Below are 23,031 nucleotides of genomic sequence, written 5' to 3' on the forward strand. Positions count from 1 at the left end.
CTACCCTGAGCCATTTTACCCCCGGAATTCAACGGAATATCGCAATGAGCCGAACAGTCCAAGACGTGCTTGCATCGCAGACGGACGACTTCGAAGTTCACCACAAACTCCACGACGTAGACCCTCACGCCGTGTACGAAGTCACGTTCGAAGGTCGGAAGGCAGTCTGTAAGGTCTCTCGCGGCCCCAGAGGGGCCGCGACAATCGAAGGGCGCGTACTTCGGTACGTCGGCCGGGAGACGACGATTCCGGTGCCGGAGATACTCACGGTCGGAGCCGAGGGATTCGTCGCAGCGTACTGCGACGATGCGCCCGAGGAACCCGACCCCGAGGAGCGACGTCTCGACTCGGAGTGGCTTCGCGTCGCCGGGCGCGCCCTCGCGCGACTCCACGACGAAGCGACCTTCGACCGCCCGGGACTGTTGACCGTAGACGGTGACTCGGCGGATACGAACACCGGAATCCGTGTCGATGCGGACGCGCGAGCGACGTGGAGCGATGCGTTAGACGACCTCCTCGCGGTGTACCACGGTGCCTTACGAGGGACCGAATACGCGACGACCGTCGCGGACGCACGCGAATTTCTCTCGAACCACGCCGACCGATTCGACGTATTTCAGTCCCAAGAGCCGAGTCTGTTACACGGGTGGTTCAGCCCGGACCACGTCGCAGTGTCCGACGGAGCAGTCAACCGCGTCATCGACTTCGAGCATGCGCTAGTCGGCAGCAGCGAGTGGGACTACTGGCGAACCGCGATGCCGTTGTTCGAGGGAGGCGGCTGGGAACAGCCTACAGACGCCCGAGAGGTGTTCCGGAGCGGCTACGAGTCCGTGCGTCCGCTCCCGGATGGATTCGAGGACCGAGCCGATGCGTACCGAGCGTTCGTGGCGGTTTCCCACCTCGACTCGTTACACACGCAACGAGGAATCGACGACGGCACGCGGGAGATTGCCGAATTCCTTCGGAGCTACGTCTCCGATGCGCTCGGCGAACTTCGAACCGAGTGGGATTGAGGTGTCTCACGACGGCGACAGAAAGCGGCTGAACACCACTACCTGACGAGAGCGAAGAAATCCCAACCGCGAATCACAGAATCAGAGGTCCTGGAACGCGCCCACGAAGTCTTCGTGGTCCGAAAGCTCGCTCCGGGTGGAATCGACTTCCGACCGGAGCGCCTCGATTTCGTCGGTGAGTTCGGCGTACTCCTCGCTCGCTTCGAGGGTTTGGGCGTCCTTCTCGGCTTCGAGGACCGCGCGCTTCGAGACGAGCGAGTAGAACTGTTGGAGCTTCGTGTCGTAATCGACGCGGGTGAGCATCCGGGAGACGATTTCGTGAAGGTCGTCTTTCGACACCGGCTTCACGATGTAGTCGTCGAACCCCATTTCGAGGATGTCGAAGTCGGGCTTGACCGCGGTGACCATCACGACGCGGCAGTCGAGGTCCTGTTCGCGGATTCGGGAGAGGACCTCGTCGCCCGACTGGCCCGGCATCCGGCGGTCGAGGAGGACCACATCGACGGACTCGTCGAGAACGTCGAGCGCCGTCTCACCCTCGTAGACGCTCTGGACTCGGTAGTCATCCTGCAGCCACATTGTGTACAGGTCAGCAACGTCTTGCTCGTCGTCCACGACGAGAACTGTCGATTGGGTGGGGGACATAATCGGGAGTCGGGCGCGGTTCTTGTAGCCTCTCAGTTAGTGAATGAATCATTCGACAAGATGACCTTATATCTTGTGATTATGGCAGGGAAAACAGGGTACTCGGAGAAAGCGCGTGTCACCGTACCAATCGGCGTCGTCGGGCGAATTCTCGGGATTTCGTGACGCCTCGTGTGAAATCTCACCGGAGGAATCGAGCGCCGGGCTGTGTGGTTCCCACATCTATATTTCATATCTCTCGCCTATCGAAACAATTAATTACGGGTGACGCATAGCCGCAGGTGGCTATGTCGAAGACCAGTGATCGCTTTTGTCACGGGCAGTGAGGCGGAAACGACTCCCGAGCAGCGATTCGAGCGACTTCTGAACCTGCCGCCGAGTTCGAAACTCGTCTACAGGGTGCTGGAGGAAGACGCACCGTTGACCCAACACCAGATACGGACGCGGGCGCTCCTCCCCGCGAGAACGACCCGGGACGCGCTGACGAAACTCAAAGACGAGGACATCGTCGAAGAGCGGATGTACGTCCCCGACGCGCGAAAGCGACTGTACGCCGCGCGGTCGGTCGCCGAACCCGACGACCGGGATTTCACCGCGTGAAGCGCCGCAGTGGCTTTTAAAGAGGTAGCTATGCCATGCAGTAAACCTATCCGGATATCGGACACATCTGCAACTGCCTGTAGGGAGCAGACAACCCGATACGCAGGCGAGGGAGTCGGAAATTCTGTGCCTCTGACAGCAGGGGCGGTGCGAACCTTGCCGCCCTGATTTCCGTCCGAACCGTTGCGGAGCCTCGCCGCTCCCGATACTTCCTCGCGGGAGACACGTAGCGATACACTTGCGACACGGTACCACGTAGAGGGTACCATGCCGACGAACACGCGCGAACGGCGACCCGACTCCGAGACCGAACGACTCGCCGAGCAGGTGGCGACCGTGAAATCGCGGCTTCAGTCGGTTCCCGACGAGCGGGAGTTGCAGGCCGAGTTGGCGGCGCTCCACCGACGACTCGACGAGGTGGAGAGCGCAATCGAATCGCTCCAGCGGCGGGTGCGGACGAGCGCCCGACGGTCGTCGCTCCGGGCGTGCGACCTCTGCGGGACGGTCTGTGTCAGGTACGACACGGGGAACGTCGCGAGATGTCCCGCCTGCGGAAACAACGGACTCCAAGTGCTGTAGTTCGATTTCGGCGGTCGGGGGGGGGGGGGGGGCGGCCAGCGGGGGGGGGGGGGGGCGCCGCCCCCCCCCCCCCGGGGGCCCCCCCCCCCCCCCCGCCGACAGAGCTACGACGCCAACAGAGTCACGATGCCGACCAAGCTACGACGCCGACAGTCCCACGACGTTCTGCTGGAGTCGAATCGTCGCAGTGATGAGGAACCCCGCCACCAGCACGACGAAAACGCTTCGAACCGCGTCCACGACGACCGGTGACGCGCCCACAAACGTCCCGAGGTCCACCACGCCGACCGCGCCGAGACAGACCAGCACCGGCACGAGATGTCGCCGGAGGGTGTCGAGCGAGGTCCCGCGAGCCACGGCTTCGAGTTTCTCGGCGAACACTACGCCGTACGCCGCGAACGCGAGGCTCCCCCCGGCCTTGACGAACTGCGCGACGACCAGTTGCTCGATGAGCAGGACGCCGAGCCACTCCACCGCGATGACGACGACGAAGGCGGTTTCGACCCGTCTGAGCGTATCGAGCGAGAACCGGCGTTCGTCCGGAGGAGGCGCGAGCGCCGAGTTGTAGTACACCTCCCGCATCGAGAAGGCGAGGAAGACGATGCACAGCAGGAGCGCGCCGTGACCGAACGCGGTCAGGAGTCGCGACTCGACGGCGATTTCGGCGACGCCGAGCAGGCCGTACATCGCGGCAGTCGCCCCGACGAGCGCGAGGTACCGCCAGAACGGTCCCTGCGATTCGAGCCGATTCAGTCGGAGGTTCGCGACCGCGTAGAAGCCGAAGACGAGCGCCGCCACCGCAATCAGAACCGACCCCAGAAACGCGACGACCGCGGCGCTAGGGTCGGAGGCGGGCGCGGCGAGCGGTGTCACGGCCATCCTCTTTTCTGACCGCAGGAATCGGAACTATATAAAACGCGTGCTACTCGGTCACGTCGTTCGGGACGGCCACTCGGTGCAGCGTCGAGACGATTCGCCACGGCATTGATACGGTTCGCACCCGAAGTAACGAACGAATGCACTCTCACGACCCGGACGAAGTCGCGTGTCCGGTCTGCGGACAGCCCTACGACGAGCGAATCGTGGTGGAGCGCGGCGACCGGTGGGCCGACGCGTTCGGCGGCCAACCGCTGTCGTTCCTCAAGCGATACCGGCGTCGGTGCGCGAGCAGGCAGGACGCCGAGCGCGAAACCACGCTCGGAGAGGGCGCACGCGTCGTCTACTTTCACGACGACGGCGGGGTCGCCGGGCGACAGTAGTCACCAATCGTCACGACCGTACTCGGCCACGAGGACCTCCAATTCGCGCTGGAAGTCCTCTGCGGTTTCGAACCGAGCGGGCTTGGACTTCGTGAGCGCCCGGTCGAGCAGGTCGGCGACAGCGTCGGGGACCGACGCGAACGCGGTGACGGGCGCGGGGTCGTCGTCGCGCACGCTTCGCGCGACCTCGCGGGAATCGCCGACGAACGGCGGTCGCCCGGCGAACACGGCGTAGGAGAGCGCGCCGAGTTGGTACACGTCGGTCGCGTGGTCGGGCGGGCCGAATCGCTCGGGGGCGACGTGCTCGGGCGCGGCGAATCCGGGCGGCGTCGGGAGCGACGCCGCCTCGGCCAGCACGTCGCTGAACCCCCAGTCGCGGACCTTGGGAACCGCCCACCCGTCGAGCGTCTGGGAGAGACCGACGACGCCGGGCCGGAGCGCGCCGTGAACCACGCCGCGACTGTGCGCGTGACACACCGCCTTGGTGACGCAGTGGAGACACCAGAGTGCGCGTTCGAACTCGAAGCCACCCGCCGACGCGAGCGTGCCGCCGTCCATGAACTCCGTAGCGAGCCACGGCCGAGGAACGTTCCCGCGGGCGAGGACGGGCGCGACGTGGTCGTGGTCAGACACCCCCGCCCACGCGCGGAGCGCGGTCTCGACCGTCTCCGGAGCCACGTTCGCCTCGGGTCGGAGCGTCCGGAGCGCGACGACGACGTGGTCGCCGCGAGCGGTCGGAGCGCGCACTTTCTCGGCGGTCGTCACCGGGTCCGAACCGAGTTCGGCGAGGCGGTCGAACTCCCGAAAGCTCGCGCGGACGTCCGGCGGTGACGGAATCCGGGCGGGCGGGGCGTCCCCGCCCTCGATTTCGAGGGGTCTGGCGGTCGAGAGTCCGCCGTCGGTCTCGTCGGCGTCGTCCGACTCGCTCGAGTCGTCGCCCACTCGGACCGCGGGCGCGTCCTCGTCGTCGGTCACCGTGACGACACCGGCGTCACCGGGAAGGAGGTCGGCGACGTCGGACGTCGTCTCGACGGTCTCGGGAAAGCCGCTCTCGTCGAGCGCGACCACGAGACTCCGGAGGGTCTCGGCGGCGTAGCGCTGGACGAGACCGTCACCGTCGCGGGCGAGGTCGGCGAGTCGGGACAGCGCGGGTTCGGCCGCGTGAGGGTATTCGGACGCCACCGACGCGAGCGCGATGACGTTGTTCTCGCGCACGAGCGGGTCGTCGTCGGTGAGTCCCGCGGTGACGTTCCCGACGGCGCTCCGGCCGCGTTGCGGGCGGTCCTCGGCGACGGTGGCGAGCGCCCACGACGCCCCGCGTCGGACCCATCGGTCGTCGTCTTCGAGCAGCGACGCGAGCTTCGTCTCGACCGGAAGCCGCCACGACCGGTCGGCGTCGCTCGCGCGCTCGGCGAGCGCCCACGACGCCTCGGCGCGCTCGTCGGCGTCCGGGCTGTCGAGCATCGCGACGAGTTCGTCTACGTCGGCGGTATCGTCGTCGCCCCACCGCTCGCGCGCCATCTCTCGAAGTCGTCGAAGTCGCTCCTCGTCGGCACCCGATTCGGCCATCGTACGACGAACTGATGTCGCGCGTTCGATAAAAATGTTCAGTTTGCAGGTCCGCACCGGGCGGAGACGTGACCGCTGGCGACGGACAACTGACGACGATTGGGGACCGCTAGCAACGGAACGCCCGAACAGTCAATCGGTTGTCCGACTACTCTCCGAGAGTTTATCTTAAATTGCCTAAATCATATTGAACTAAAATCGGAACGTTATTAGAGGGGTAGTGAGCGCCTTCCAACTGCATGGCACGCGACGAAGCGGCACGCGAGCAGAGAGTAGACCGCAGAACGTATCTCAAATTAGCTGGCGCCGGTGTCGTCTCGGCGGCGGCGGGCGGTGCGGCGACCCAGACCGTGGCCGCGGCACCCACCGCGGGGTACGGTGCGGGCGGATTCGGCGTCGGTGGCTACGGCGTGGCGGAGTCCACGCCCCCGAGTGTGACCGCGCTGAGCGCGTCGAGCGTCGAGCAGACCGAAGCGACCCTCGGCGGGTCGCTCGTTGACCTCGGCGGCGCGGACTCGGCGACGGTGTACTTCGAGTACCGGGCCACGGGCGCGAGCGGGTGGACCGAGACCGACGGCCAGACCCGGACCTCGACCAGAACGTTCTACCGGACGGTGGACGGACTGAACGCCGACACCGACTACGAGTTCCGCGCCGTCGCGGAAGCCAGCGACGGCGACATCGACACCAGCGAGTCCGAGACGTTCGCGACCGACTGGAACACGCTGGTCATCGACGGGAGCGACGCCCCCCAGTCCACGTCCTCGTACTCGTTCGCGGTTGACGGCGAGGTCGAAAAGAGCGGTTCGCTCGGGTCGATACAGAGCAACGACGTGATTTCGGACGGTAACGTCTCGGGCGAAGTTGGGGAAGGAACCGACGCCTACCGCTTCACCGGCGACATCGAGTGGTTCCACGTCTTCGGGTCGCCGAGCGTCTCGCTCAACGACGAGTCGGTGGACCTCGGCGACCTCGGTGACGAGCCGCCCCTGCCGAACAGCGTCGTCATCGACGGGAGCAACCGCCCGAACGCCAAGAGTTCCTACACGCTCGAATTCTCGGGCGCGGTCGCGAAGGCGGGCGAACTCGGCTCGATTCAGTCGGACGACGTCATCGACGGGAGCACCGTCACCGGCACCGTCGTCGGTGGGAAGGACGCCTACCGCTACTCGGGCGACATCACGCGAGTCGAAATCTCGGGTCCTGCGGTCTTCGAAATCGAGGACAACGACGGATAGCCGTTCCGCGGGTCTTTGTCATCGACGCAGGACATCTTTTTGCGTGAACTCCGCGCCGCAGTTCGAGCAGCGGTACCGCCCGATTCCGGCCTTTCGGACCGGGCGCTTTCGGCCGCAGTTCGGACAGCCGATGTCCACGACGAGCGTCATTACCGGACGTTCGGGAGTGGTCGTCTTGAACGTCGCGCCGGGGCGGGTGGCGCGCGAGGAGCGCGGGTTCGAACTGCGAGACGCCCAAGTAGAATCAGTCGTCGAATGGTCACAGAAAAGTTACGCCGCTTTTATGAAGTCCGGTCGGAGTTCCCACCTATGGGTCGATGGGGCGAACTCGCGACGCGATTCCGCGGGACCGACGCCAAGGCGGGACCGCCCTCGCTGGAGGAGTTCATCGAGTCGAACCACCAGCTTTTCACCATCATCGGGATGTTCGGCGCGCTCTCGGTGTATCTCATCGAGTTCCAGCAGTCGGCGGGCGTCTCGCGGGGGTCGGTCGGCGCGGTGCTGGTCCTGTTCCTGCTCACGTCGGCGCTCGCTGTCCGAAACTCGTATCTGTGTACCGAGCGCGCCCGCGACCACGGCGAGTACCTGCTCGTGTTCGGGTTCGCCGTCTTCATGTACGCGTTCGTGACGCTCGCGGTGTCGGTCACCCTCGTCATCGCGAGCAGGTACGCCGAGGGCGCGGAGAACGTCATCGGGTCGAGCCTCATCTACGCGCTGGTGTTCATCTACATTCCGTTCGTGTTCCGGGCCGACATCTTCACCGAGTTCGACGGGTCGGCACACGCGGCGGCCGCGATTCGATACGCGCCCCACCTCGGTGCGGGGGTGTTGTCGTCGTGGTACGCGGTGAAGTGGCGACTCGGCGCGCTCCCGGACGTGGAGTTCGGGAGCGCGGCGTACGGAATCGGCTTCGTGCTGAGTCTGCTCGGGAACCATCTGGCCGTCACGGGCGTCGTGTTCGGAGCGGTCTGGACGGCGGACAGGGTCGCGCGAGTCGTTCGTCGGATGCGGTAATCGCGGCCTGAAACGCTTCAGGACGCGCATAACAATACTCGTGGCGAGTCTACGACGAGATGCACCCGGCGGCCGGGTGCGAGCGACTCTCACCGCGCGCTGGTAGTGTAGCGGTATCACGCGAGCGTCCCACGTTCGCGACAGGTGGTTCGAATCCCCTCCAGCGCATTCCCGTCGCCGACAGCCATTTGTCAGCCGACGTTGGGACTACGGACGAATGTTCAGAGCACAGCTTTCGGACGGCGAACAGATAGACTGCACCGACTACGAATTCGGCGAGCGCGGCGTGACCCTCTCCGACGCCGACGACGACTTCCTCGCGTTCGTGCCGTACAATCACCTGTTGTGGCTCGGGATGGTGGACGACGACGGCCGGACGAAGTGGTGAGCGCGCATGGACTTCAGCGTCGTTCAGGGAGACATCGCCGAACAGCGCGCGGACGTGCTCGTGAACGCCGCGGGAACGAGTCTCCGAATGGGGAGCGGAGTCGCCGGGGCGCTCCGCCGAAGGGCGGGCGAGGCGATAAACGAGGCGGCGATAGAGCAGGGGCCGGTCGAACTCGGCGACGTCGCGGTCACGGACGCCTACGACCTCGACGCCGAGTACGTCGTCCACGCCGCCGCGATGCCCCACTACGGCGACGGCCGGGCCACCGCCGAGAGCATCCGGTCGGCGACCCGAAACGCGCTCGAAGCCGCCGCCGACCTCGACGCCGAATCGGTCGTGATTCCGGCGCTCGGATGCGGAGTCGCGGGGTTCGACCTGCGTGACGGTGCCGAGGTCATCTGCGAGGAGATACGCGCGTTCGACTCCGAGACGGTGACCGACGCTCGATTTATCACCTACACCGACGACGAGTACGAGGTGGTTCGTCGCGTCACGGAGCGAGCGTAGGTTTTGTGAGCAAATACCACTATTTTTAAGGACGCGGCGAGATACTCTCGACCGAGCCGTTATTTATGACGAATCGTGGGAGGAGAGTCGGTTCGAGACGCACGACACGCGAGTCGAGCCTCCCGCCAACGAATCTACCGCGACGATGGAGAAACATATTTTTAGGGTACACAGCGATTAATCACAACAGAGAGTGGCGGCGGGCGACGTCGTCGGGAACGAAACGAACACGAGGCCATGAACGACCAGCTACGTGAAGAAAAGCGAAAGATAGAGGAGCTACACGGAGTCGCGTCCGAGATGGAAGCGTGTCACTCCAGAGACGAGGTGTACCGCCTCGGTGTGGACGCCGCAGAGGGTATCCTGGAGTTCGACATCTGCGGTATCGACATCGCGGAGGGCGGCTATCTCGTCCCGAAGGCGACTTCGACCGAGATGCCGAACGACGGGTACGACGCGCTCGAAGTGGACGAGGGCCTCGCCGGTCGCACGTTTCAGAACGGCGAGTCGTTCGTCATCGCGGACGTGCGGACGATGGACGAGGCCGAACCCGTCCAGGAGCAGTATCGCTCGATTCTCAGCGTCCCGCTCGCGGATTACGGCGTGTTTCAGGCCGGGTCGCGCGAGGCCCACGCGTTCGACGAGGAGGACCTCGAACTCGCCGAACTCCTGATGTCCCACGTCACCGAAGTCATCTCGCGCATCGACTCCCAATCGGCGCTCCGAGAGAGCGAGGAGAAGTACCGGACGCTCGTCGAAGGGAGCCACGACGCGATTTTCATTCACGGCGGCGACCGCTTCCAGTTCGTCAACGACCGGACCGCCGACCTCACCGGCTACAGCCGCGAGGAACTCGTCGGGATGCCGGTGTGGGACGTGGTCCACGAGGACGACCGCGACCGGGCCCGGAACCTCATCGAGCGGAGAGAAGCCCAGGGCAAGACCCCCCACTACGAACTCCGCATCCGGACGAAGGAGGGCAACGTCCGGTACGTGGAGATGAGCGTGCAGGTCATCTCGTACGACGGCGAGGTCGCGCATCTCGGCTCCGCGCGGGACGTGACGAAGCGCCGCAAGCGCAAGCGAAAGGTCGAACGCCAGAACGAGCGACTGAAAGAGTTCGCCAGCGTGGTGTCCCACGACCTCCGAAACCCCCTCAACGTCGCACAGGGCCACCTCGAACTCGCACACGAAACGGGCGAGGACCGCCACTTCGAGAAGACCGACGCCGCGCTCGACCGGATGGAGTCGCTCATCGGAGACCTGCTGACGCTGGCCCGACAGGGCCAAGACGTGAGCGACACCGAGCCGACGGACCTCGAATCGGTCGTCCGACGGTCGTGGGCGACGGTCTCGACCGGTGGGTCGGCGCTACGCGTGGACGGCGACCTCGGGAGCATCGAGGCCGACGACGGCCGCCTTCAGGAGCTGTTCGAAAATCTGTTCCGAAACTCGGTCGAGCACAGCGACGGCGACGTGACCGTCTCGGTCGGCAGGTCCGGCGACGGTTTCTACATCGCCGACGACGGCCCCGGAATCCCCGAAGCCGAGCGCGAGAAGGTGTTCGAACACGGTCACACCACCGCCGAGAACGGGTCGGGTCTCGGTCTCTCCATCGTCAAGGGCATCGTCGAGGCCCACGACTGGGAAGTATCGGTCGGCGAGAACGAGGCGGGCGGCGCGCGCTTCGACATCACGGTCGCGTAACGGGGTGCTCGCGGGCCGGTCGAGTCGCTATCTGAAACCGCGCACGTCGGAGATAGCCAACGGACTCGCCGGGAGGTCGTCGGCCGGGTCGGGGTCGTTGTAGCCCGAGGGGGCAACGTCGTTCGGTGAGTCCGGGTAGAACAGCGACGCGAACAACTGAATCTGTCTGCGGCCCACGTCGAGTTCGAACTGCCCGCCGCCATACATCCGGATGTCGCGGGCCTCGCAGTGTTCGACGACTTCGAGCAGCGACGCGACCGACCCGAACCGCGACGGCTTGACGTTGAGCCACAGGGGTTCGAACGGGAGGTCGAGGACGCTTTCGAGGTCGGTGATGGGGTAGTCCCACGAGACGCGGTCGTGGACGGTCCGGAGTCGGGCGCTCGTTTCGTCAGTCCACGCGGGGTCTTCGAGAATCGCGTCGGGGAGTCCCTCGGCGACCCGGCGGTAGAGGTCGGCGTCGTCGCTCCCCGCCACGTCGCTGTCCTCGTAGTGAGCTTTGAAATCGACCACGCGCACGCCCCTCCCCGCGAGGTCGGCGACGAAGTCCGCCGACCACGCCTCGTCGGCGTCGAGTTTGAATTCGAGGTCCGGGGTTCGCTCCCGGAAGCGGTCGAGCGCCTCGACGCTCGGCGGGTCGCCGAGCGGCGGACTTACGACGAACTCGACCGGGTCGTACCTGCGGTCGAGTGCCGCGCCGAGATGGGTGTCGGCCTGCCGGAGCGCGAGGTCGAGCGCGGCGCTCTCGAATCCCCATCGCCGATAGTGGCGGAACGCCTCTCGTTCGGGGTCGGCGTCGGGAAACAGGTCGCGGTCGCCGACCGCGCTCGAAAATTCGTCGAGCGTGTACTCGCCCGCGAGGTCGAAGCTGTCGGGAATCGGGTGGAGGTCGGCGTCGTAGGTCACGTCCTCGCCCCGGCCGGTCTCGCCGTCGCCCGAGAGCGAAACCACGGTGGTCGCGCGGGTGAACTTCGAGGTCTCGCGCTCGCGGCGCTCGAACGTCACCGAGTCGATGGAAACTGAGAGGTCGGCGAGTCGGTCGTAGAGACTCATAGAATGTATGTGGAGCGCCACCGAGAAAGTCGTTGGCGTGTCGTGTCTGCGAAGCGAGAGCTATCGGCTTTCGAGCGGCGAAAAATCGAAGCGACGTGTCGAACCGCTACTCGGTGACGACCGTCACCGGCCCGTCGAAGTTGAGGATGATAGATTGGGTGAGGTCGCCGAACAGCGCCTTTCCGGTAGGCGAGCGCTTCTCACCGGCGATGAACAGGTGGTCGCAGTCGTGGTTCTCTGCGGTTTCGAGGATTTTGTTCTGCTCGTCGCCGACCGCGCCGACCGACTCGTAATCGACGTCGATGCCGTCGAGGACTTCGCGGCCGATGTCCTCGGCGAACTGCTTCGCGCCGTCGACCGCTTGGCTCGCGGAGTAGCGGACGCGGTCGTCGGGAATCTCCGCCATCATCTGACGCTTGTCCTCGTACTCCTTGTTGGTGGTGACGTGGAGCAAGACGAGTTCGGCGTCGACCGCCCCGGCGAGTTCGCCCGCCTCTCGGACGAGGGCTTTCGTTGATTCTTCGGCATCGACGACTGCAAGTGCTCTGTCCATACCCTGCCATGACACGAGAGCCAGATAAAGAATCCGGTTAGACGACTGAAAAGGCGTCTCGCGAGCAGGCTCACGAATCGCGGCAAAGCGGCGTGGCCCCGGCCGAAATCCGTTCGAACGTGTCGTCGGCCCACGCGAGCGCAGCGTGCGAGTCGTTACTGACGAACCCGAGGAGCGTGCCGTCGTCGTAGAGCATGACGCCAACCCGGCGGGACTCCTCGCGGCCGGTCACGACGAGACCGAACGGTCGTTCGCTGGCAGTTCGAGACGCCGAGACCGACTCGCACTCGACGAGCGCGGACAGGTCGGACTTCCGGTGGGTGAGAAGCCACTCGACCACCGCCTCCGAGAGCACGAGGTCGGCGGTCATCCCGCCGTCCGCGATGCGCTCGCGGTAGATATCGACGTACCGCGGGATGATGGCCGACGCGAACGCCCGCGCGTGGTCGGCGTCCGCGAGAAACGACGCGAGCGCTTCAACCGGTTCGTGGGGCGAGTGACGACTCGGGAACGAGGCGTCGGCGTCCGCGAACACCGCGGCGTCGAGCGCCGCGTCGGGCGACAGACGCGCGAGCGCCTCCCGAAACTCGGCGAGACCGTCGAGACGCTCGGCGTGGCGGTCGTACTCGGTGAGCGCGAGTTCGCCCGCGAGCGTCGTTCGATAGCCGTCGTCGCCGCGCGCGACGAATCCGGCGCGTTCGAGTTCGCGGAGCGCACGGTCGATAGTCGAGCGCGATTCGCAGAGGTCGCGAGCGAGTTCGCACTTCTCGGCCGGGCAACGAAGGTGCCGGAGGAAGTGGCTTCGATTTCGAAGACACTTCTGGAGGTCGGCGGACTCGGGGGACATGGAAAACGCTACCGACCGATTACATAAGAATTTACAGATACGTCTGACTTAATGTGGCGAAAAGGATTTATATCCCTTACTAACTTTCGAGTTAGTCGCTCAGAGGATGAGATAAAGGCCACCGGGGCACAACCGTCACGCGCTGGTGCGAACCAGCTGTGTGCCTCTGACGCACGCGATACCGTTGTCGTGTACCCGGGGAGTCTCTCTCCCCCACCCGTCGCCCGGCCGCCCGTCCCCGCGATTCTGCTTCGAGACCAACAAAATCGAGAGTCCGGGAGTCGAATCGCTCCCCGGCCGGATTAGTCCACTTCGGTCGTGTTGAACATCTGGCGACTCGGACCCGCCGCGCCGAACTCCGGCGGATTCACGTAGTCGTACCAGAACCGCTCGTCTATCTCGTGGTAGGTCGGCAGGAACGTCACGTCCTCCCAGTTGGCTTCCTCGATTTGGACGTAGGCCTCGTTACGCGCCTGTTCGGCCTCGTCGGTCGGCGCGGAGTTGTCTTGGACTGTCTGCCACGCCTGCTCGGCCTGACTCGCCGCCTCGGTGTCCGCCCAGTTCGTGTACGAGATGGGCGCGTCCTGCGACGTGTCGGTCTGTGGCGGGTTCAGCAACTGCAGGAAGTTGTCGGGCGCGGGCCAGTCCATGACCCACCCGAGCGAGTACGCCTGCAGATTCCCGTTTCGACCGCGTTCGAGCAGGGTCGAGAACGGCGCGCTCTCGACGTTCATGTCGATGAACGCCGACGCGAGCTGGTCGCGCAGGAGGACGGCCACGTCGCGCCACGTGTCCGACGACTCGTACACCGTCATGGTGAACGAGTAGCGCTCGTTCTCGCCGTACCCGGCGTCCTGCATCACCTGTCGGGCCTGGTCGAGTTGGGTCTCGTTGAAGCCGTACGGGTAGTTCTCCTCGGCGTGCTGCTGGTAGGCCTCCGCCCCGCCGGGGTAGATGCTCGGCGGCGTGAAGTGGTAGGCTGGTTCGCCCCGACCCTTGAAAATCTGTTCGAGAACGTCCTGTTGATTCATCGCGTAGGCCGCGGCCTGCCGCGCGGGCTTCTCGACCGAATCGGTGTTGAAGCCGACGTAGAACGCGTTGATGGTCGGCACGCCGATGTAACCGAGCGTCTCGCCGCCCGCCCGGTCGACCGGACCGTAAGTTCCGGTCTGGCGGCCCGAGTCGTCGGTGTTCTCGACGCTGAGGAGGTTCGGGTCGTAGAACTGCGTCGGAATCGGGAAGTAGTCGGCGTTCTGGTTCGTGATGTACGTCCACCGGGCGTTGGCGTCCTCCACGATGTTCCAGTGGATGCGCTCTACGTTCGCGACCTGCCCGTGGTAGTCGTCGAATCGCGTGACCGATGCCTCGTCGTTGGTGGACCAACTCTCGAACGCGAACGGTCCCGACCCCATCGGGTTCTCGGTGGCGAACTCGTCTTGGCTCACCTCGCCGTCGTAGCCCTCGATGTCGCCGACGAACCCCTCGGGAACGGCGGCGAACGACGTGTACGCCAGCATCGGGAGCGTGGCGTGGAACGGTTCGGCGAGCGTCATTTCGAGGGTGTAGTCGTCAGTCGCCTCGACCGCCATCGTACCGGGCTGATAGGTCCCCTCGTCGTCGGTCTCGTGCTGAATGCCGATGGATTCGAGGATGAAGTACGCCCTGCTCGAATTCTCCGAGGCCGCGAGGCGTTCCCACGCGTACACGAAGTCCTGTGCGGTCACTTCGTCGCCGTTGTGATACGACGCGCCCTCCTTGAGCGTGAACGTGTACGTCGTGAAGTCGTCGGACGCCTCGTAGTCGGCGGCGAGAAGCGTCTCGACCTCGACCTCGCCGAACGGATAGTTCATCAGCGCGTCGAACAACTGCTGAATCACGACGCCCGACGCGGTGTCGGTCGCCTCTATCGGGTCGAGCGTGGTCATCGTGCTGTTGACCAGATTCAGCGTGCCGCCGTCCCCACCCCCCGCTTGACCGGTGGTGGTCTCCTGACCGTCCCCAGCAGTTTCGTTTCCGCCCTCGGTCGTGTCCTGTCCGACCGCGGTACCCGTGAGCGCTACAGCCGATGCCGCCCCGCCGGTCGCTTCGAGGAAGCGACGGCGAGACATGTTGGATTTCTCTGACATCCCGATGAAACGACGACGGAGAGATATATGTATCTAATTATTTATAATGTGGTTTGTAGTTATTGGTAAAACTAGACGACGGTGTCGTGTGTTTTAGGTAACAGTTTCGAATAGAAAGGCGTTCGGGCCGTGAACGGACGAGCGAGCGGTTCGAGCGCGGCGAAATCGAGAATACGCCGCTGTGATTAGGGCTTGCAGTCGGTGGTCGCCGCGCCGAGGGGTTTCCGAGTGCGGGGAACGGAGCGTGATTCAGTCCACGTACAGACTGTACGTGATGACTGCGAAGCCGAGCGCGGTCAGGCCGCTCTCGATGACCAGCACGAAGCTTCGGTCGATTCCTGTGGCCTGGTCGGCGATACCCGCCAGAAACGCGCCGAGCGTGACGACCGCGAAGCCGAGCGAGAGCGCCCGGAGGGCGGGCGACCCGGTCCGGCGGTAGGCCTTGAACGCGAAGTAGGTGATGAGACCGCCGAGTAGCAGCGTGATGGTCTTCAACGCGACGACGAGCGTGGTGATGTCGTGAGTCATGTCTGTTTTCGCACCTCCGACCACATGTCCGCGAGGCGCTCCTCGGCCGACCGGGAGGGCCGCGAGACCCCGACTTCGAACTCGCGGGCCTCCGTGATGGCGAGTCGAACCTCCTCGAAGTCGAGGTCGTAGCGCGTCGTGTGGTGGCCGTCGCTCCGGACCTCGGTGAGTTCCCGGAGCAGGGACGCATCGCTCAGCAAGTCGAGTTTCCGGTACACCGTCGAGAGCGGGATGTCGGTCGCGTCCGAGAGTTCGCTCGCGGTCATGGGTTCGTCCAGTCGTTTGACGATGGCCCGGCAGTCGGGGTCGTCGAGCGCGCCGAGGACCGCTTGGAGGTCGGGTGCGTCCTCCACTCTGACCGGGTCTCGTACCATCCGTCCAACTCTTACCCCACACCATACATAATTCGTTCGACCTGCGCGCGGTCCGGGCGGGTCGCCCGGACCGCGCCGGGGTCGGACCACCTCGACCTGGAGTTTCGCCTGACTCGGACCGCACCGAACATGTTCGCTCTCGTTTTCACCGGCCGGGAATCAGCTTCTCGTCCTTTATATAGAGGGTGTAAATCACCGAATGTACCATGACCACTTTCGGCGCACCCGGAAACGGACCATCTCGGCGCGACTTTCTGAAAGCGACGGGCGCTGGCGGACTCGCGACCGCCGCTGGCTGTACGGCCCCGAGCGCCCCCGACCAACGGGCACAGACCACCAATCAAGAGGCGATGCAGAGCGACGACGACTCGCTCCCGACCACGAGTCCCCCCGAAATCGTGAACGTGGACGAGCAGGGCGGGAAGGTCACGCTCCAGTCCACGCCCGCACGCCACGACGTTCATCCCGGCGAGTCGATGGGCGGCCCGGTCGAACTCCCGCAGGTGTGGGCGTTCAAGACCGAGGACGGCGAACCGAGCGTTCCCGGACCCATCCTCCGGACCACCGAGGGCGAGGACATGGAAGTGACGTTCGACAACTCCGAGGGCGCGCGCGCCCACACCGTCCACTTCCACGGCGTCCGGAAGACGTGGGAGAACGACGGCGTGCCGACGACCACGGGAATCACGGTAAATCCCGGCGAGAGCCACACCTACCAGATTCCGGCCAACACGCCCGGGACACACGTCTACCATTGTCACTTCCAAACCCACCGACACATAGACATGGGGATGTACGGCATCTTCCGCGTGGACCCGAAGGGCTACGAAGAGGCCGACAAGGAGCACTTCCTCACGTTCAAGGACTGGGACTCACGGCTTCCGCGACAGATGGCGGGCGAGGACGTGAACTACAATCCGCGCGACCGCCACCCCGACGTGTTCACCGTCAACGGCAAGAGCGCGCCCCGAACCCTCCACCCCGAGGACGGGTCGCCCATCATCGTCCAAGAGGGCGACACGGTTCGCCTCCACCTCGTCAACGGCGGCTACATGTCCCACCCGATGCACATCCACAATCACCGCTTCCAGGTGATTGCGAAAGACGGCGGGACGATTCCCGAGGGCGCGAGACACGAGGAGGACGTGACCAACATCGCGCCCGCCGAGCGCCACACCATCGAGTTCGAGGCCGACGCCGACCCCGGAATCTACCTGATGCACTGCCACAAGGTCAACCACGTCATGAACGGCCGGAGCTACCCCGGCGGGATGCTCACGGGACTCGTCTACGAGTCGGTGATGGACAGCGACATCTTCGCCGACCTGATGGAGTACGCGGGCTACGAGGGGTGATTCCGATGAGAGACTCCACCACCCGGCGCGACTTCCTCAGGGGCACGGCCACGGCGACCGCGGCCGCCACAGCGACGGCGGTTGGAGCGAGCGCGGCCGCGACCCCGGCTGCGGCCCAGTCCGAGACCGACCTCGACGCGTGGTTCGACGGCGTGGAGAACTACGACGGCGTTGAGGACATGACCGGCGAGGACGAGGTGACAATCGAGGTCGGCGCGCAGGGCAACGGCGGCGGGTTCGCGTTCGGTCCGGCGGCGGTCCGCATCGACCCCGGAACCACGGTCGTCTGGGAGTGGACCGGTGTAGGCGGGAGCCACAACGTCGCGACAAAAGACGGCGCGTTCGAGAGCGAGATGACCGACGAAGAGGGCCACACCTTCGAGTACACCGCCGACGAGGAGGGCGTGTTCCGGTACGTCTGCGTGCCCCACGAGTCGATGGGCATGAAGGGCGCGCTCGTCGTCGGTGACACAGAAGTCGGGGCGGCCGCGTCGGGCGGGTGGTCGGGGACCGAAATCTCGCCCGGACTCGCCGCGGTCGGCGGGAGCGTCCTGCTCGGGATCCTCTCGCCCATCGCGTTCGCGGCGTTCCTGTTCGGCCGCGGTAGCGAGGAACCGGCGACCGACGCCCACCGACCTGAACTCCCCACGGAGTAGAACCGGAGTCGATAGGTCGATTTCTCCGGCTTCGAGCGGCGTACACCTCGTTTTGGCCAACTGTCCTCCCATCGGACAGAACATCTATACGGTTTCCGTGAGTAGATATACCATGATATCGAGTACCACGAAGTCGCCGGTAGACGACATCGGGTACCTCGTGCGGTCCGACCATCGCGTTCCGACGCTCGTCGCGCTGACCGAGCGCCCGCGGAGTCGGTCGGAACTCTGGGAGCTGACCGGGGTTTCGTCGTCCACGATTCGACGAACGCTCTCGGAGTTCGAGGAGCGAAACTGGATTCGAAAGTGCGGATACCGGTACGAGGCGACTCAGTCGGGCGCGTTCGTCGCAGACGCGATGGAGGACCTCCTCGAACGGGTCGAAACCGAGCGAAAGCTCCGGGACGTGTGGCACTGGCTCCCGGACGAGGAGACCGGGTTCACCATCGACATGTGCGCCGACGCGGTCGTGACGACCGCCGAGGCCGACGACCCGTACCGACCGGTGAACCGATTCGTCTCCCTGCTCCGGGCGACCGAGCGGTTCCGGTTCGTCGGCGTCGATATCGCCTTGCTCGAACCCTGCAAGGACGAGTTCCGCGAGCAAATCATCGACGGCATGCGAGCCGAGATAATCGACCCGCCGAGCGTGGCCAGATACGTCCTCTCGGCGTACTCGGACCACTGCGCCGAACCGCTCGAAAGCGACAATCTCACGGTTAAACTCCACGACGACCTGCCGCCGTACGGAATCAGCATCTTCGACCACCGAGTGGGAATCTGCTGTTACGAACGCGACACCGGGACGGTGCGCGCGTTCATCGACTCGGACGACCCGAGGGTGCGCGAGTGGGCGAAATCGACCTACGAGTCATACCGACGCGAGGCACGACCGCTCGCGCTCGAACCGGCGGCGGAATGAGTAGCCGACTCCGGGACGAGACGGAGTGCGGGTTCGCTCCGTTCGGAGCGAACCCGCACTACTCGGTGAGTCGAATAGCGGACGGTTTCCCGTATCTGGACGGTTTCTCGTATCTGGACTGCCTCTCGTTTCCGGACCGTCTCTCGTATCTGGACTGCCTCTCGTTTCCGGACCGTCTCTCGTATCCGGACGCGGTCGCCTTCCACCGACTGCACGGGCGGCAGTGACTGCCGAACCGTCACCAGATAGCTATCTACCCCTCGGAATCGTCACGTCTCACGCCGAAAGGCGAGGAGTACTCATGGCGCAAGCGCACAAACTCGATTGCGAATCGGTGTCGGCAGAGTGCCGATTCATCGTCCAATCGGAAGACGAATCGGAAGCGGTCGAACTGGCCACGAAACACATGAAGGAAGTCCACGGTCAGGACGTCACGGCCGAGGAACTCCGGGCGGAGCACCTCCAAGTCGTCTGACGGGGCTTACCTTCGATTTTTGCCGTCCGGTCAGCGTTCGAGAGCGGTTGCGACGGGGGTTCACTCAGGTACGTCATCGACTGCAACCGGGACCCGGTTGCAGTCGATGACCGCGTTCCAGCCGCTGCGCGGACGGCACCGACTGGAGAAACCGCACCAAATAGCTACCTACGCTTCGCGCTCGAATCCCTCCTGCGGAATGGTGAAACAGAACCATGACGAACGAACCACAAATCAGCCACGGCGTGGAGCTCGGCGACCTCGAAGCGTTCGCCGAATTCGCGACCGAAAATCCGGACGCAGTACAGCTCGGACTCGGGGCGCGCTCGACCTACGAGGGGACGTGCGCCCACAGCCTCGCGCAGATGGACTCGTACACGCTCGGCGACGAGACGATAGAGCGCGAGACCCGCGAGTACACGATTCCGTACGGCGGATGGAAGGAAGTGTTGGGCACGGCGGGGTGGGTCGGCGCGACCGACCGAATGGAGCCGATAGAAGTCGCGCTCTCGGCGCTCGCCTCGTGCATCAACGTCGGCATCACCATCAACGCGGTGGCGAACGGCGTCGATATCGAGCGACTCCAGACGCGCGTCCGAACCGACTGCGACCCCGGCGTCCTGTTCGGTCTCGAAGACCTCGGCGCGGCCGAGTCGGTGTTCGAGAATCTGACCGCCGAAGTCGAAATCGAGTGCGAGGACGCCGACGAGGACCAAATCGACGAGTGGGCGCGGCGCGCACCCGTCTACACGCTCGTCTCGCTCGGCCAGGACGTGGAGATGAGTATCAACGCGCTCGCCCCGGCGAACGCCGACGACTGAGGAGAACACGATGGGAGTAGAACAGTCGGTCGCGGACGAGCGGAACGAACAGATAGAGAGCGAAACGAAGCTCCGAAACGGTTCGGCGCTGATGGCGCTCGCGGGCGTCGGATTCATCGGCTACGGAGTCGTGTTCCTCGCGATGAACTTCGTGGGAAGCGGCTTCGAAATCGGTGTGAGCACCCTCGGCGGACTGACGAGAGCCGAACTCGACCCGACAGTGGCGTACTACATCAGCCACCTGCACGTCGCGACCGCGGCGTTCATCATCTCGACGGGAATCGCGGTCACCGCGCTCTCGTGGTTCGGGGTGCGCCAGCGACTCACGTGGGCGTGGGCGACCGCGGTCGTCGCCGCCGTCGTCGGCTTGGCGCTCGCGTTGCCGATGCACTACACCGCGGACGCGTTCACCCACAACTGGGTCACCCACCTCGGACCCATCTACGTGGCGACGGTCGCGTTCGTAGTCGGCGTCGTGCTGTCGTACCGGGGAATGCGAGCGTCGTAGCGGTGGTCGATTTTCCGTGATTCCGCTATCGCTTGTCGTCTTGCACGGCGGTCACGGTGCGGAGATGCACCTGCTGGAGTACCTCTATCGCGTTTTCGTATCTCTCGTGGCTATCGGAGGAACCGCCGTTTTCGTGTTTTGGGGACTGATCGGGGTACGAAGTGTGCGGTCGGCGTTCTCGGCGCGGCGGCAAGATAGCGAGGACCTTTAATATAATTCTGAGTACGTTTTCGCATGGCCGACAGTCGAACGTTCGCCGGAACCACCATCGCAGTCGGTCTCGCCGCGCTCGCTCTCCCGTTCTTTTGAACGGCGCACCCGTCTCACTCGATACCGGCGGACTCCCTCACTCGGAGTTCGAGAATCTCCTTCGCGGTGTCGCCGAGCCGCCGCATGTCCTCGGTCGTCAGATGGAACTTCGGCTCCCAGTCGGAGAGTCCGAGGTAGTCGCTTATCACGAACATCGCGGCCGCGTCCGCCCCGCGGTGGGCAGCGACCGCGAACACCGCCGCGGCCTCCATCTCGACGGTGAGAACGCCCTCGTTCGCGTACGTTTCGACCTCTCGAACCGTCTCCTGATAGATGGCGTCGGTCGTCCACGAGGAGCCGACGTGAAACCGCTCGTCGCGCTCGTCCAGTGTCCGGGTCACGTCGGCGACGAGCGACTCGCTGGCGCGGACGTACTTTTCGGATTCGACGTAGTGGTGTGACGTGCCCTCGTCGCGGATGGCATTCTCGCAGACGATGAACTCCCCCATCTCGACCGACTCTTGGAGACATCCCGCGAACCCGATGGAGAGGAAGCTCTCGACGCCGTCGGCGATGAGCTCGTCCATCAGCATCGCGGTCGTGGGCGCGCCGATGCCGAAGTGGCCGAGCACGCCGACCGCGTACCCCGAGTCTTCGAAGACGTAGAGCGTGCCGTAGTAGAGGTCCACCTCGCGGCCGTCGTAGGTCTCGATGAAGTAGTCCATCAGCTTTCGACTGTAGCAGATGACGACCGCGTCCGGTAGGGCCTGGTCTTCGGAATCGGCCTCCTCGCGCCTGTACTCTGCGTGTCGCTCGGGCGTGATAATCGGCTCCGAGTCGCGCTTTTCGGGGAGGTTCGGAAACGGCATTCAAGTGAGAGTTCAGATAGCGAGGTAAAATGTTTTGCCCAGGCGAGAGAGGTGGTATCAAGACTCAGACATCGGTCGAATCGTCTCAGAGTCACTCGTACACGTCGCTACCCTCCGCCTGAAGCTCCCGGAGCCGAGCGATTCGCTCCTCGGTCGGCGGGTGGGTCGCCACGTCGAGGGGCAGGTCCGCGAGCGGGTCGTCGGAGTTCGTCTCGTCGCCGCCGATTCCGTGCGGGAGGAAACACAGCTCTCGAACCCCGGCGGCCCGGAAGTCAGTCTCGGGGCGGTCGGCCGTCTCGTCGTCGAGCGTTTCGAGCGCGGACGCCATCGCGGCGGGGTCGCCCGACAGGACCGCCCCGGCGCGGTCGGCCCCGAACTCCCGATAGCGCGAGAGGCGGCCGCTCAGAACGACGACCGGGGTCGCGAGCAGGCCGAGCGCGACCCCGCCGAAGACGAGCGTGAAGGCGGCGAAGCCGCCGAACGCGAGGAGCGATTCGAGGCTGAACGGCGGGGCCGAAACGAGCGACGTGCTGGCGGCGTAGCCCACGACTGCGGCGACACCCAGCGCGAGACGGCGGGCGGCCGAACCCCCGAACGCGCTGGCGAGCGAGGACTCCTCGCTCGCCAGCGCGGGGAGGAAGGTGGCAAGCGTCATGACTGTAGCGTCCCGATTTCGGAGGTGAGCGAGTTCGTGGGCCAGCACCGCGTCGAGTTCGTCCTCGGAGAGCGCGTCGAGCAGGCCGGTCGAGACGACGACGGTGGCGCTCCGCGGCCCGCCGACCGTGAGGCTGTTGGGCACTTCGGTGTCGGCAATCGCGAGCGCGGGCGTCCGAACGCCGGCGGCCTGCGAGAGTCTGCGGAGACGCGCCGAGAGGTCGGGATACTCCGAGTCGGAGACGGTGCGAGCGCCCGCCGCGGCGAGCGTCTCGCGGCGGGCGTATTCGAGTTGCGCCCACGCGAGCGCGGCCGTGGCCGGGACGACGAGCGCCGCCCACCCGACGACGCCGGGGTCGGTCCCGACGAACGGGACGACCCACGGCGCGAGGAGGTACGCGACGACGGCGACGAGGAGGGCGTCTGCGACGAGCACGAGCGCGAGCGTGGCGGCGACGCGCCGAGTCAGGTCGGTGTTGCTGGTCATAGCGCGGGGGGCGTTTCGTGCTACGGAGAGAGGGA

Annotated in this window: 27 protein-coding genes and 1 tRNA gene; 16 read left to right on the forward strand and 12 right to left on the reverse strand. The window is 65.1% G+C overall.

Features of this window, described 5'->3' with window-relative positions; genetic code table 11:
* The first annotated feature begins 44 nt into the window (after window positions 1–44).
* Window positions 45–1,013: a phosphotransferase family protein gene (locus EKH81_RS15000; protein ID WP_132058781.1), complete on the forward strand. Its 969-nt coding sequence runs from the start codon at window positions 45–47 to the stop codon at window positions 1,011–1,013.
* Window positions 1,014–1,094: 81 nt separating this feature from the next.
* Here EKH81_RS15000 and EKH81_RS15005 read toward each other — a convergent pair whose 3' ends face one another.
* A complete protein-coding gene (locus tag EKH81_RS15005) occupies window positions 1,095–1,658 on the reverse strand; it encodes a HalX domain-containing protein (protein ID WP_132058782.1) in 564 nt (187 codons plus the stop codon).
* A gap of 300 nt (window positions 1,659–1,958) precedes the next feature.
* Here EKH81_RS15005 and EKH81_RS15010 point away from each other — a divergent pair, with 300 nt between their 5' ends.
* A complete protein-coding gene (locus EKH81_RS15010) occupies window positions 1,959–2,258 on the forward strand; it encodes a hypothetical protein (protein WP_132058783.1) in 300 nt (99 codons plus the stop codon).
* 267 nt (window positions 2,259–2,525) lie between these two features.
* Entirely contained in the window at window positions 2,526–2,837 is a 312-nt protein-coding gene (locus EKH81_RS15015; protein WP_132058784.1) for a hypothetical protein, read from the forward strand.
* A gap of 138 nt (window positions 2,838–2,975) precedes the next feature.
* Here EKH81_RS15015 and EKH81_RS15020 read toward each other — a convergent pair whose 3' ends face one another.
* A complete protein-coding gene (locus tag EKH81_RS15020) occupies window positions 2,976–3,716 on the reverse strand; it encodes a hypothetical protein (RefSeq protein ID WP_132058785.1) in 741 nt (246 codons plus the stop codon).
* Window positions 3,717–3,853: 137 nt separating this feature from the next.
* Between EKH81_RS15020 and EKH81_RS15025 the strand changes: the two genes are divergently transcribed.
* Window positions 3,854–4,096: a hypothetical protein gene (locus EKH81_RS15025; protein WP_132058786.1), complete on the forward strand. Its 243-nt coding sequence runs from the start codon at window positions 3,854–3,856 to the stop codon at window positions 4,094–4,096.
* On the opposite strand, the gene EKH81_RS15030 is transcribed toward EKH81_RS15025, so the two are convergent.
* A complete protein-coding gene (locus tag EKH81_RS15030; RefSeq protein ID WP_132058787.1) occupies window positions 4,097–5,665 on the reverse strand; it encodes a protein kinase domain-containing protein in 1,569 nt (522 codons plus the stop codon).
* Window positions 5,666–5,904: 239 nt separating this feature from the next.
* Between EKH81_RS15030 and EKH81_RS15035 the strand changes: the two genes are divergently transcribed.
* Window positions 5,905–6,903, forward strand: coding sequence for a fibronectin type III domain-containing protein (locus EKH81_RS15035; RefSeq protein WP_132058788.1), 999 nt, complete (start codon window positions 5,905–5,907; stop codon window positions 6,901–6,903).
* Between the two features lie 18 nt (window positions 6,904–6,921).
* Here the strand turns inward: EKH81_RS15035 and EKH81_RS19775 are convergent, their stop codons facing one another.
* Window positions 6,922–7,053 (reverse strand): hypothetical protein, encoded by a 132-nt coding sequence (locus EKH81_RS19775; RefSeq protein ID WP_274380511.1) that lies wholly within the window; start codon window positions 7,051–7,053, stop codon window positions 6,922–6,924.
* 159 nt (window positions 7,054–7,212) lie between these two features.
* Between EKH81_RS19775 and EKH81_RS15040 the strand changes: the two genes are divergently transcribed.
* The 5 genes from EKH81_RS15040 (at window position 7,213) to EKH81_RS15055 (ending at window position 10,519) form a co-directional block, all read left to right on the forward strand.
* Window positions 7,213–7,917, forward strand: coding sequence for a hypothetical protein (locus EKH81_RS15040; RefSeq protein WP_132058789.1), 705 nt, complete (start codon window positions 7,213–7,215; stop codon window positions 7,915–7,917).
* A gap of 96 nt (window positions 7,918–8,013) precedes the next feature.
* Window positions 8,014–8,085 (forward strand) — tRNA-Gly (locus tag EKH81_RS15045).
* A 49-nt stretch (window positions 8,086–8,134) separates the two neighbouring features.
* Window positions 8,135–8,305: a hypothetical protein gene (locus EKH81_RS19420; RefSeq protein WP_202935165.1), complete on the forward strand. Its 171-nt coding sequence runs from the start codon at window positions 8,135–8,137 to the stop codon at window positions 8,303–8,305.
* Window positions 8,306–8,311: 6 nt separating this feature from the next.
* The gene (locus EKH81_RS15050) at window positions 8,312–8,812 is read left to right on the forward strand and encodes a macro domain-containing protein (protein ID WP_132058790.1); all 501 of its coding nucleotides are present in this window, start codon (window positions 8,312–8,314) and stop codon (window positions 8,810–8,812) included.
* A gap of 237 nt (window positions 8,813–9,049) precedes the next feature.
* The gene (locus EKH81_RS15055) at window positions 9,050–10,519 is read left to right on the forward strand and encodes a PAS domain S-box protein (RefSeq protein WP_132058791.1); all 1,470 of its coding nucleotides are present in this window, start codon (window positions 9,050–9,052) and stop codon (window positions 10,517–10,519) included.
* Between the two features lie 27 nt (window positions 10,520–10,546).
* On the opposite strand, the gene EKH81_RS15060 is transcribed toward EKH81_RS15055, so the two are convergent.
* The 6 genes from EKH81_RS15060 to EKH81_RS15085 form a co-directional block, all read right to left on the reverse strand.
* Window positions 10,547–11,572 (reverse strand): enolase-like domain-containing protein, encoded by a 1,026-nt coding sequence (locus EKH81_RS15060; protein WP_132058792.1) that lies wholly within the window; start codon window positions 11,570–11,572, stop codon window positions 10,547–10,549.
* A 106-nt stretch (window positions 11,573–11,678) separates the two neighbouring features.
* Window positions 11,679–12,125, reverse strand: a complete 447-nt coding sequence (locus tag EKH81_RS15065) for a universal stress protein (protein WP_132058793.1) — start codon at window positions 12,123–12,125, stop codon at window positions 11,679–11,681.
* Window positions 12,126–12,195: 70 nt separating this feature from the next.
* Complete coding sequence (locus EKH81_RS15070; protein WP_132058794.1) at window positions 12,196–12,972, reverse strand: helix-turn-helix transcriptional regulator; 777 nt, start codon at window positions 12,970–12,972, stop codon at window positions 12,196–12,198.
* Between the two features lie 302 nt (window positions 12,973–13,274).
* Complete coding sequence (locus tag EKH81_RS15075) at window positions 13,275–15,098, reverse strand: ABC transporter substrate-binding protein (RefSeq protein ID WP_132058795.1); 1,824 nt, start codon at window positions 15,096–15,098, stop codon at window positions 13,275–13,277.
* Between the two features lie 249 nt (window positions 15,099–15,347).
* Window positions 15,348–15,626: a DUF7521 family protein gene (locus EKH81_RS15080; protein ID WP_132058796.1), complete on the reverse strand. Its 279-nt coding sequence runs from the start codon at window positions 15,624–15,626 to the stop codon at window positions 15,348–15,350.
* On the reverse strand, window positions 15,623–16,000 hold the full coding sequence (locus EKH81_RS15085) for a winged helix-turn-helix domain-containing protein (protein ID WP_132058797.1): 378 nt from the start codon (window positions 15,998–16,000) through the stop codon (window positions 15,623–15,625). Before EKH81_RS15085 ends, EKH81_RS15080 begins: the two co-directional genes overlap by 4 nt.
* A 206-nt stretch (window positions 16,001–16,206) precedes the next feature.
* On the opposite strand from EKH81_RS15085, the gene EKH81_RS15090 reads away from it, so the two are divergent.
* From EKH81_RS15090 to EKH81_RS15115, 6 genes are all read left to right on the forward strand, one after another.
* Entirely contained in the window at window positions 16,207–17,355 is a 1,149-nt protein-coding gene (locus EKH81_RS15090) for a multicopper oxidase domain-containing protein (RefSeq protein WP_132058798.1), read from the forward strand.
* 5 nt (window positions 17,356–17,360) lie between these two features.
* Window positions 17,361–18,011 (forward strand): halocyanin domain-containing protein, encoded by a 651-nt coding sequence (locus EKH81_RS15095; protein WP_132058799.1) that lies wholly within the window; start codon window positions 17,361–17,363, stop codon window positions 18,009–18,011.
* A 112-nt stretch (window positions 18,012–18,123) separates the two neighbouring features.
* Complete coding sequence (locus EKH81_RS15100; protein WP_132058800.1) at window positions 18,124–18,933, forward strand: helix-turn-helix transcriptional regulator; 810 nt, start codon at window positions 18,124–18,126, stop codon at window positions 18,931–18,933.
* Between the two features lie 301 nt (window positions 18,934–19,234).
* On the forward strand, window positions 19,235–19,408 hold the full coding sequence (locus EKH81_RS15105) for a DUF1059 domain-containing protein (protein ID WP_132058801.1): 174 nt from the start codon (window positions 19,235–19,237) through the stop codon (window positions 19,406–19,408).
* 215 nt (window positions 19,409–19,623) lie between these two features.
* Window positions 19,624–20,229, forward strand: coding sequence for an OsmC family protein (locus tag EKH81_RS15110; RefSeq protein ID WP_132058802.1), 606 nt, complete (start codon window positions 19,624–19,626; stop codon window positions 20,227–20,229).
* Between the two features lie 10 nt (window positions 20,230–20,239).
* Complete coding sequence (locus tag EKH81_RS15115) at window positions 20,240–20,737, forward strand: hypothetical protein (protein WP_132058803.1); 498 nt, start codon at window positions 20,240–20,242, stop codon at window positions 20,735–20,737.
* 323 nt (window positions 20,738–21,060) lie between these two features.
* Here the strand turns inward: EKH81_RS15115 and EKH81_RS15120 are convergent, their stop codons facing one another.
* Window positions 21,061–21,855, reverse strand: coding sequence for a nucleoside phosphorylase (locus EKH81_RS15120; RefSeq protein WP_132058805.1), 795 nt, complete (start codon window positions 21,853–21,855; stop codon window positions 21,061–21,063).
* A 91-nt stretch (window positions 21,856–21,946) separates the two neighbouring features.
* Window positions 21,947–22,996 carry a M48 family metalloprotease gene (locus EKH81_RS15125; RefSeq protein ID WP_132058806.1) on the reverse strand — a complete coding sequence of 350 codons (1,050 nt, stop codon included), beginning with the start codon at window positions 22,994–22,996 and terminating at the stop codon, window positions 21,947–21,949.
* Window positions 22,997–23,031: the final 35 nt, after the last annotated feature.

Source organism: Halorussus amylolyticus, from assembly GCF_004143485.2.
GTDB classification, from domain to species: Archaea; Halobacteriota; Halobacteria; order Halobacteriales; family Haladaptataceae; genus Halorussus; species Halorussus amylolyticus.

Bases quoted from the DNA above. Each gene is read 5' to 3' on its own strand.
- EKH81_RS15075 (WP_132058795.1), bottom strand. From the start codon at position 15,098: ATGTCAGAGAAATCCAACATGTCTCGCCGTCGCTTCCTCGAAGCGACC.
- EKH81_RS15080 (WP_132058796.1), bottom strand. From the start codon at position 15,626: ATGACTCACGACATCACCACGCTCGTCGTCGCGTTGAAGACCATCACG.
- EKH81_RS15100 (WP_132058800.1), top strand. From the start codon at position 18,124: ATGATATCGAGTACCACGAAGTCGCCGGTAGACGACATCGGGTACCTC.
- EKH81_RS15120 (WP_132058805.1), bottom strand. From the start codon at position 21,855: ATGCCGTTTCCGAACCTCCCCGAAAAGCGCGACTCGGAGCCGATTATC.
- EKH81_RS15085 (WP_132058797.1), bottom strand. From the start codon at position 16,000: ATGGTACGAGACCCGGTCAGAGTGGAGGACGCACCCGACCTCCAAGCG.
- EKH81_RS15025 (WP_132058786.1), top strand. From the start codon at position 3,854: ATGCACTCTCACGACCCGGACGAAGTCGCGTGTCCGGTCTGCGGACAG.
- EKH81_RS15070 (WP_132058794.1), bottom strand. From the start codon at position 12,972: ATGTCCCCCGAGTCCGCCGACCTCCAGAAGTGTCTTCGAAATCGAAGC.
- EKH81_RS15105 (WP_132058801.1), top strand. From the start codon at position 19,235: ATGGCGCAAGCGCACAAACTCGATTGCGAATCGGTGTCGGCAGAGTGC.
- EKH81_RS19775 (WP_274380511.1), bottom strand. From the start codon at position 7,053: ATGACGCTCGTCGTGGACATCGGCTGTCCGAACTGCGGCCGAAAGCGC.
- EKH81_RS15020 (WP_132058785.1), bottom strand. From the start codon at position 3,716: ATGGCCGTGACACCGCTCGCCGCGCCCGCCTCCGACCCTAGCGCCGCG.
- EKH81_RS15110 (WP_132058802.1), top strand. From the start codon at position 19,624: ATGACGAACGAACCACAAATCAGCCACGGCGTGGAGCTCGGCGACCTC.
- EKH81_RS15115 (WP_132058803.1), top strand. From the start codon at position 20,240: ATGGGAGTAGAACAGTCGGTCGCGGACGAGCGGAACGAACAGATAGAG.
- EKH81_RS15060 (WP_132058792.1), bottom strand. From the start codon at position 11,572: ATGAGTCTCTACGACCGACTCGCCGACCTCTCAGTTTCCATCGACTCG.
- EKH81_RS15035 (WP_132058788.1), top strand. From the start codon at position 5,905: ATGGCACGCGACGAAGCGGCACGCGAGCAGAGAGTAGACCGCAGAACG.
- EKH81_RS15065 (WP_132058793.1), bottom strand. From the start codon at position 12,125: ATGGACAGAGCACTTGCAGTCGTCGATGCCGAAGAATCAACGAAAGCC.
- EKH81_RS15055 (WP_132058791.1), top strand. From the start codon at position 9,050: ATGAACGACCAGCTACGTGAAGAAAAGCGAAAGATAGAGGAGCTACAC.
- EKH81_RS15015 (WP_132058784.1), top strand. From the start codon at position 2,526: ATGCCGACGAACACGCGCGAACGGCGACCCGACTCCGAGACCGAACGA.
- EKH81_RS15050 (WP_132058790.1), top strand. From the start codon at position 8,312: ATGGACTTCAGCGTCGTTCAGGGAGACATCGCCGAACAGCGCGCGGAC.
- EKH81_RS15000 (WP_132058781.1), top strand. From the start codon at position 45: ATGAGCCGAACAGTCCAAGACGTGCTTGCATCGCAGACGGACGACTTC.
- EKH81_RS15040 (WP_132058789.1), top strand. From the start codon at position 7,213: ATGGGTCGATGGGGCGAACTCGCGACGCGATTCCGCGGGACCGACGCC.
- EKH81_RS15005 (WP_132058782.1), bottom strand. From the start codon at position 1,658: ATGTCCCCCACCCAATCGACAGTTCTCGTCGTGGACGACGAGCAAGAC.
- EKH81_RS15095 (WP_132058799.1), top strand. From the start codon at position 17,361: ATGAGAGACTCCACCACCCGGCGCGACTTCCTCAGGGGCACGGCCACG.
- EKH81_RS19420 (WP_202935165.1), top strand. From the start codon at position 8,135: ATGTTCAGAGCACAGCTTTCGGACGGCGAACAGATAGACTGCACCGAC.
- EKH81_RS15030 (WP_132058787.1), bottom strand. From the start codon at position 5,665: ATGGCCGAATCGGGTGCCGACGAGGAGCGACTTCGACGACTTCGAGAG.
- EKH81_RS15125 (WP_132058806.1), bottom strand. From the start codon at position 22,996: ATGACCAGCAACACCGACCTGACTCGGCGCGTCGCCGCCACGCTCGCG.
- EKH81_RS15090 (WP_132058798.1), top strand. From the start codon at position 16,207: ATGACCACTTTCGGCGCACCCGGAAACGGACCATCTCGGCGCGACTTT.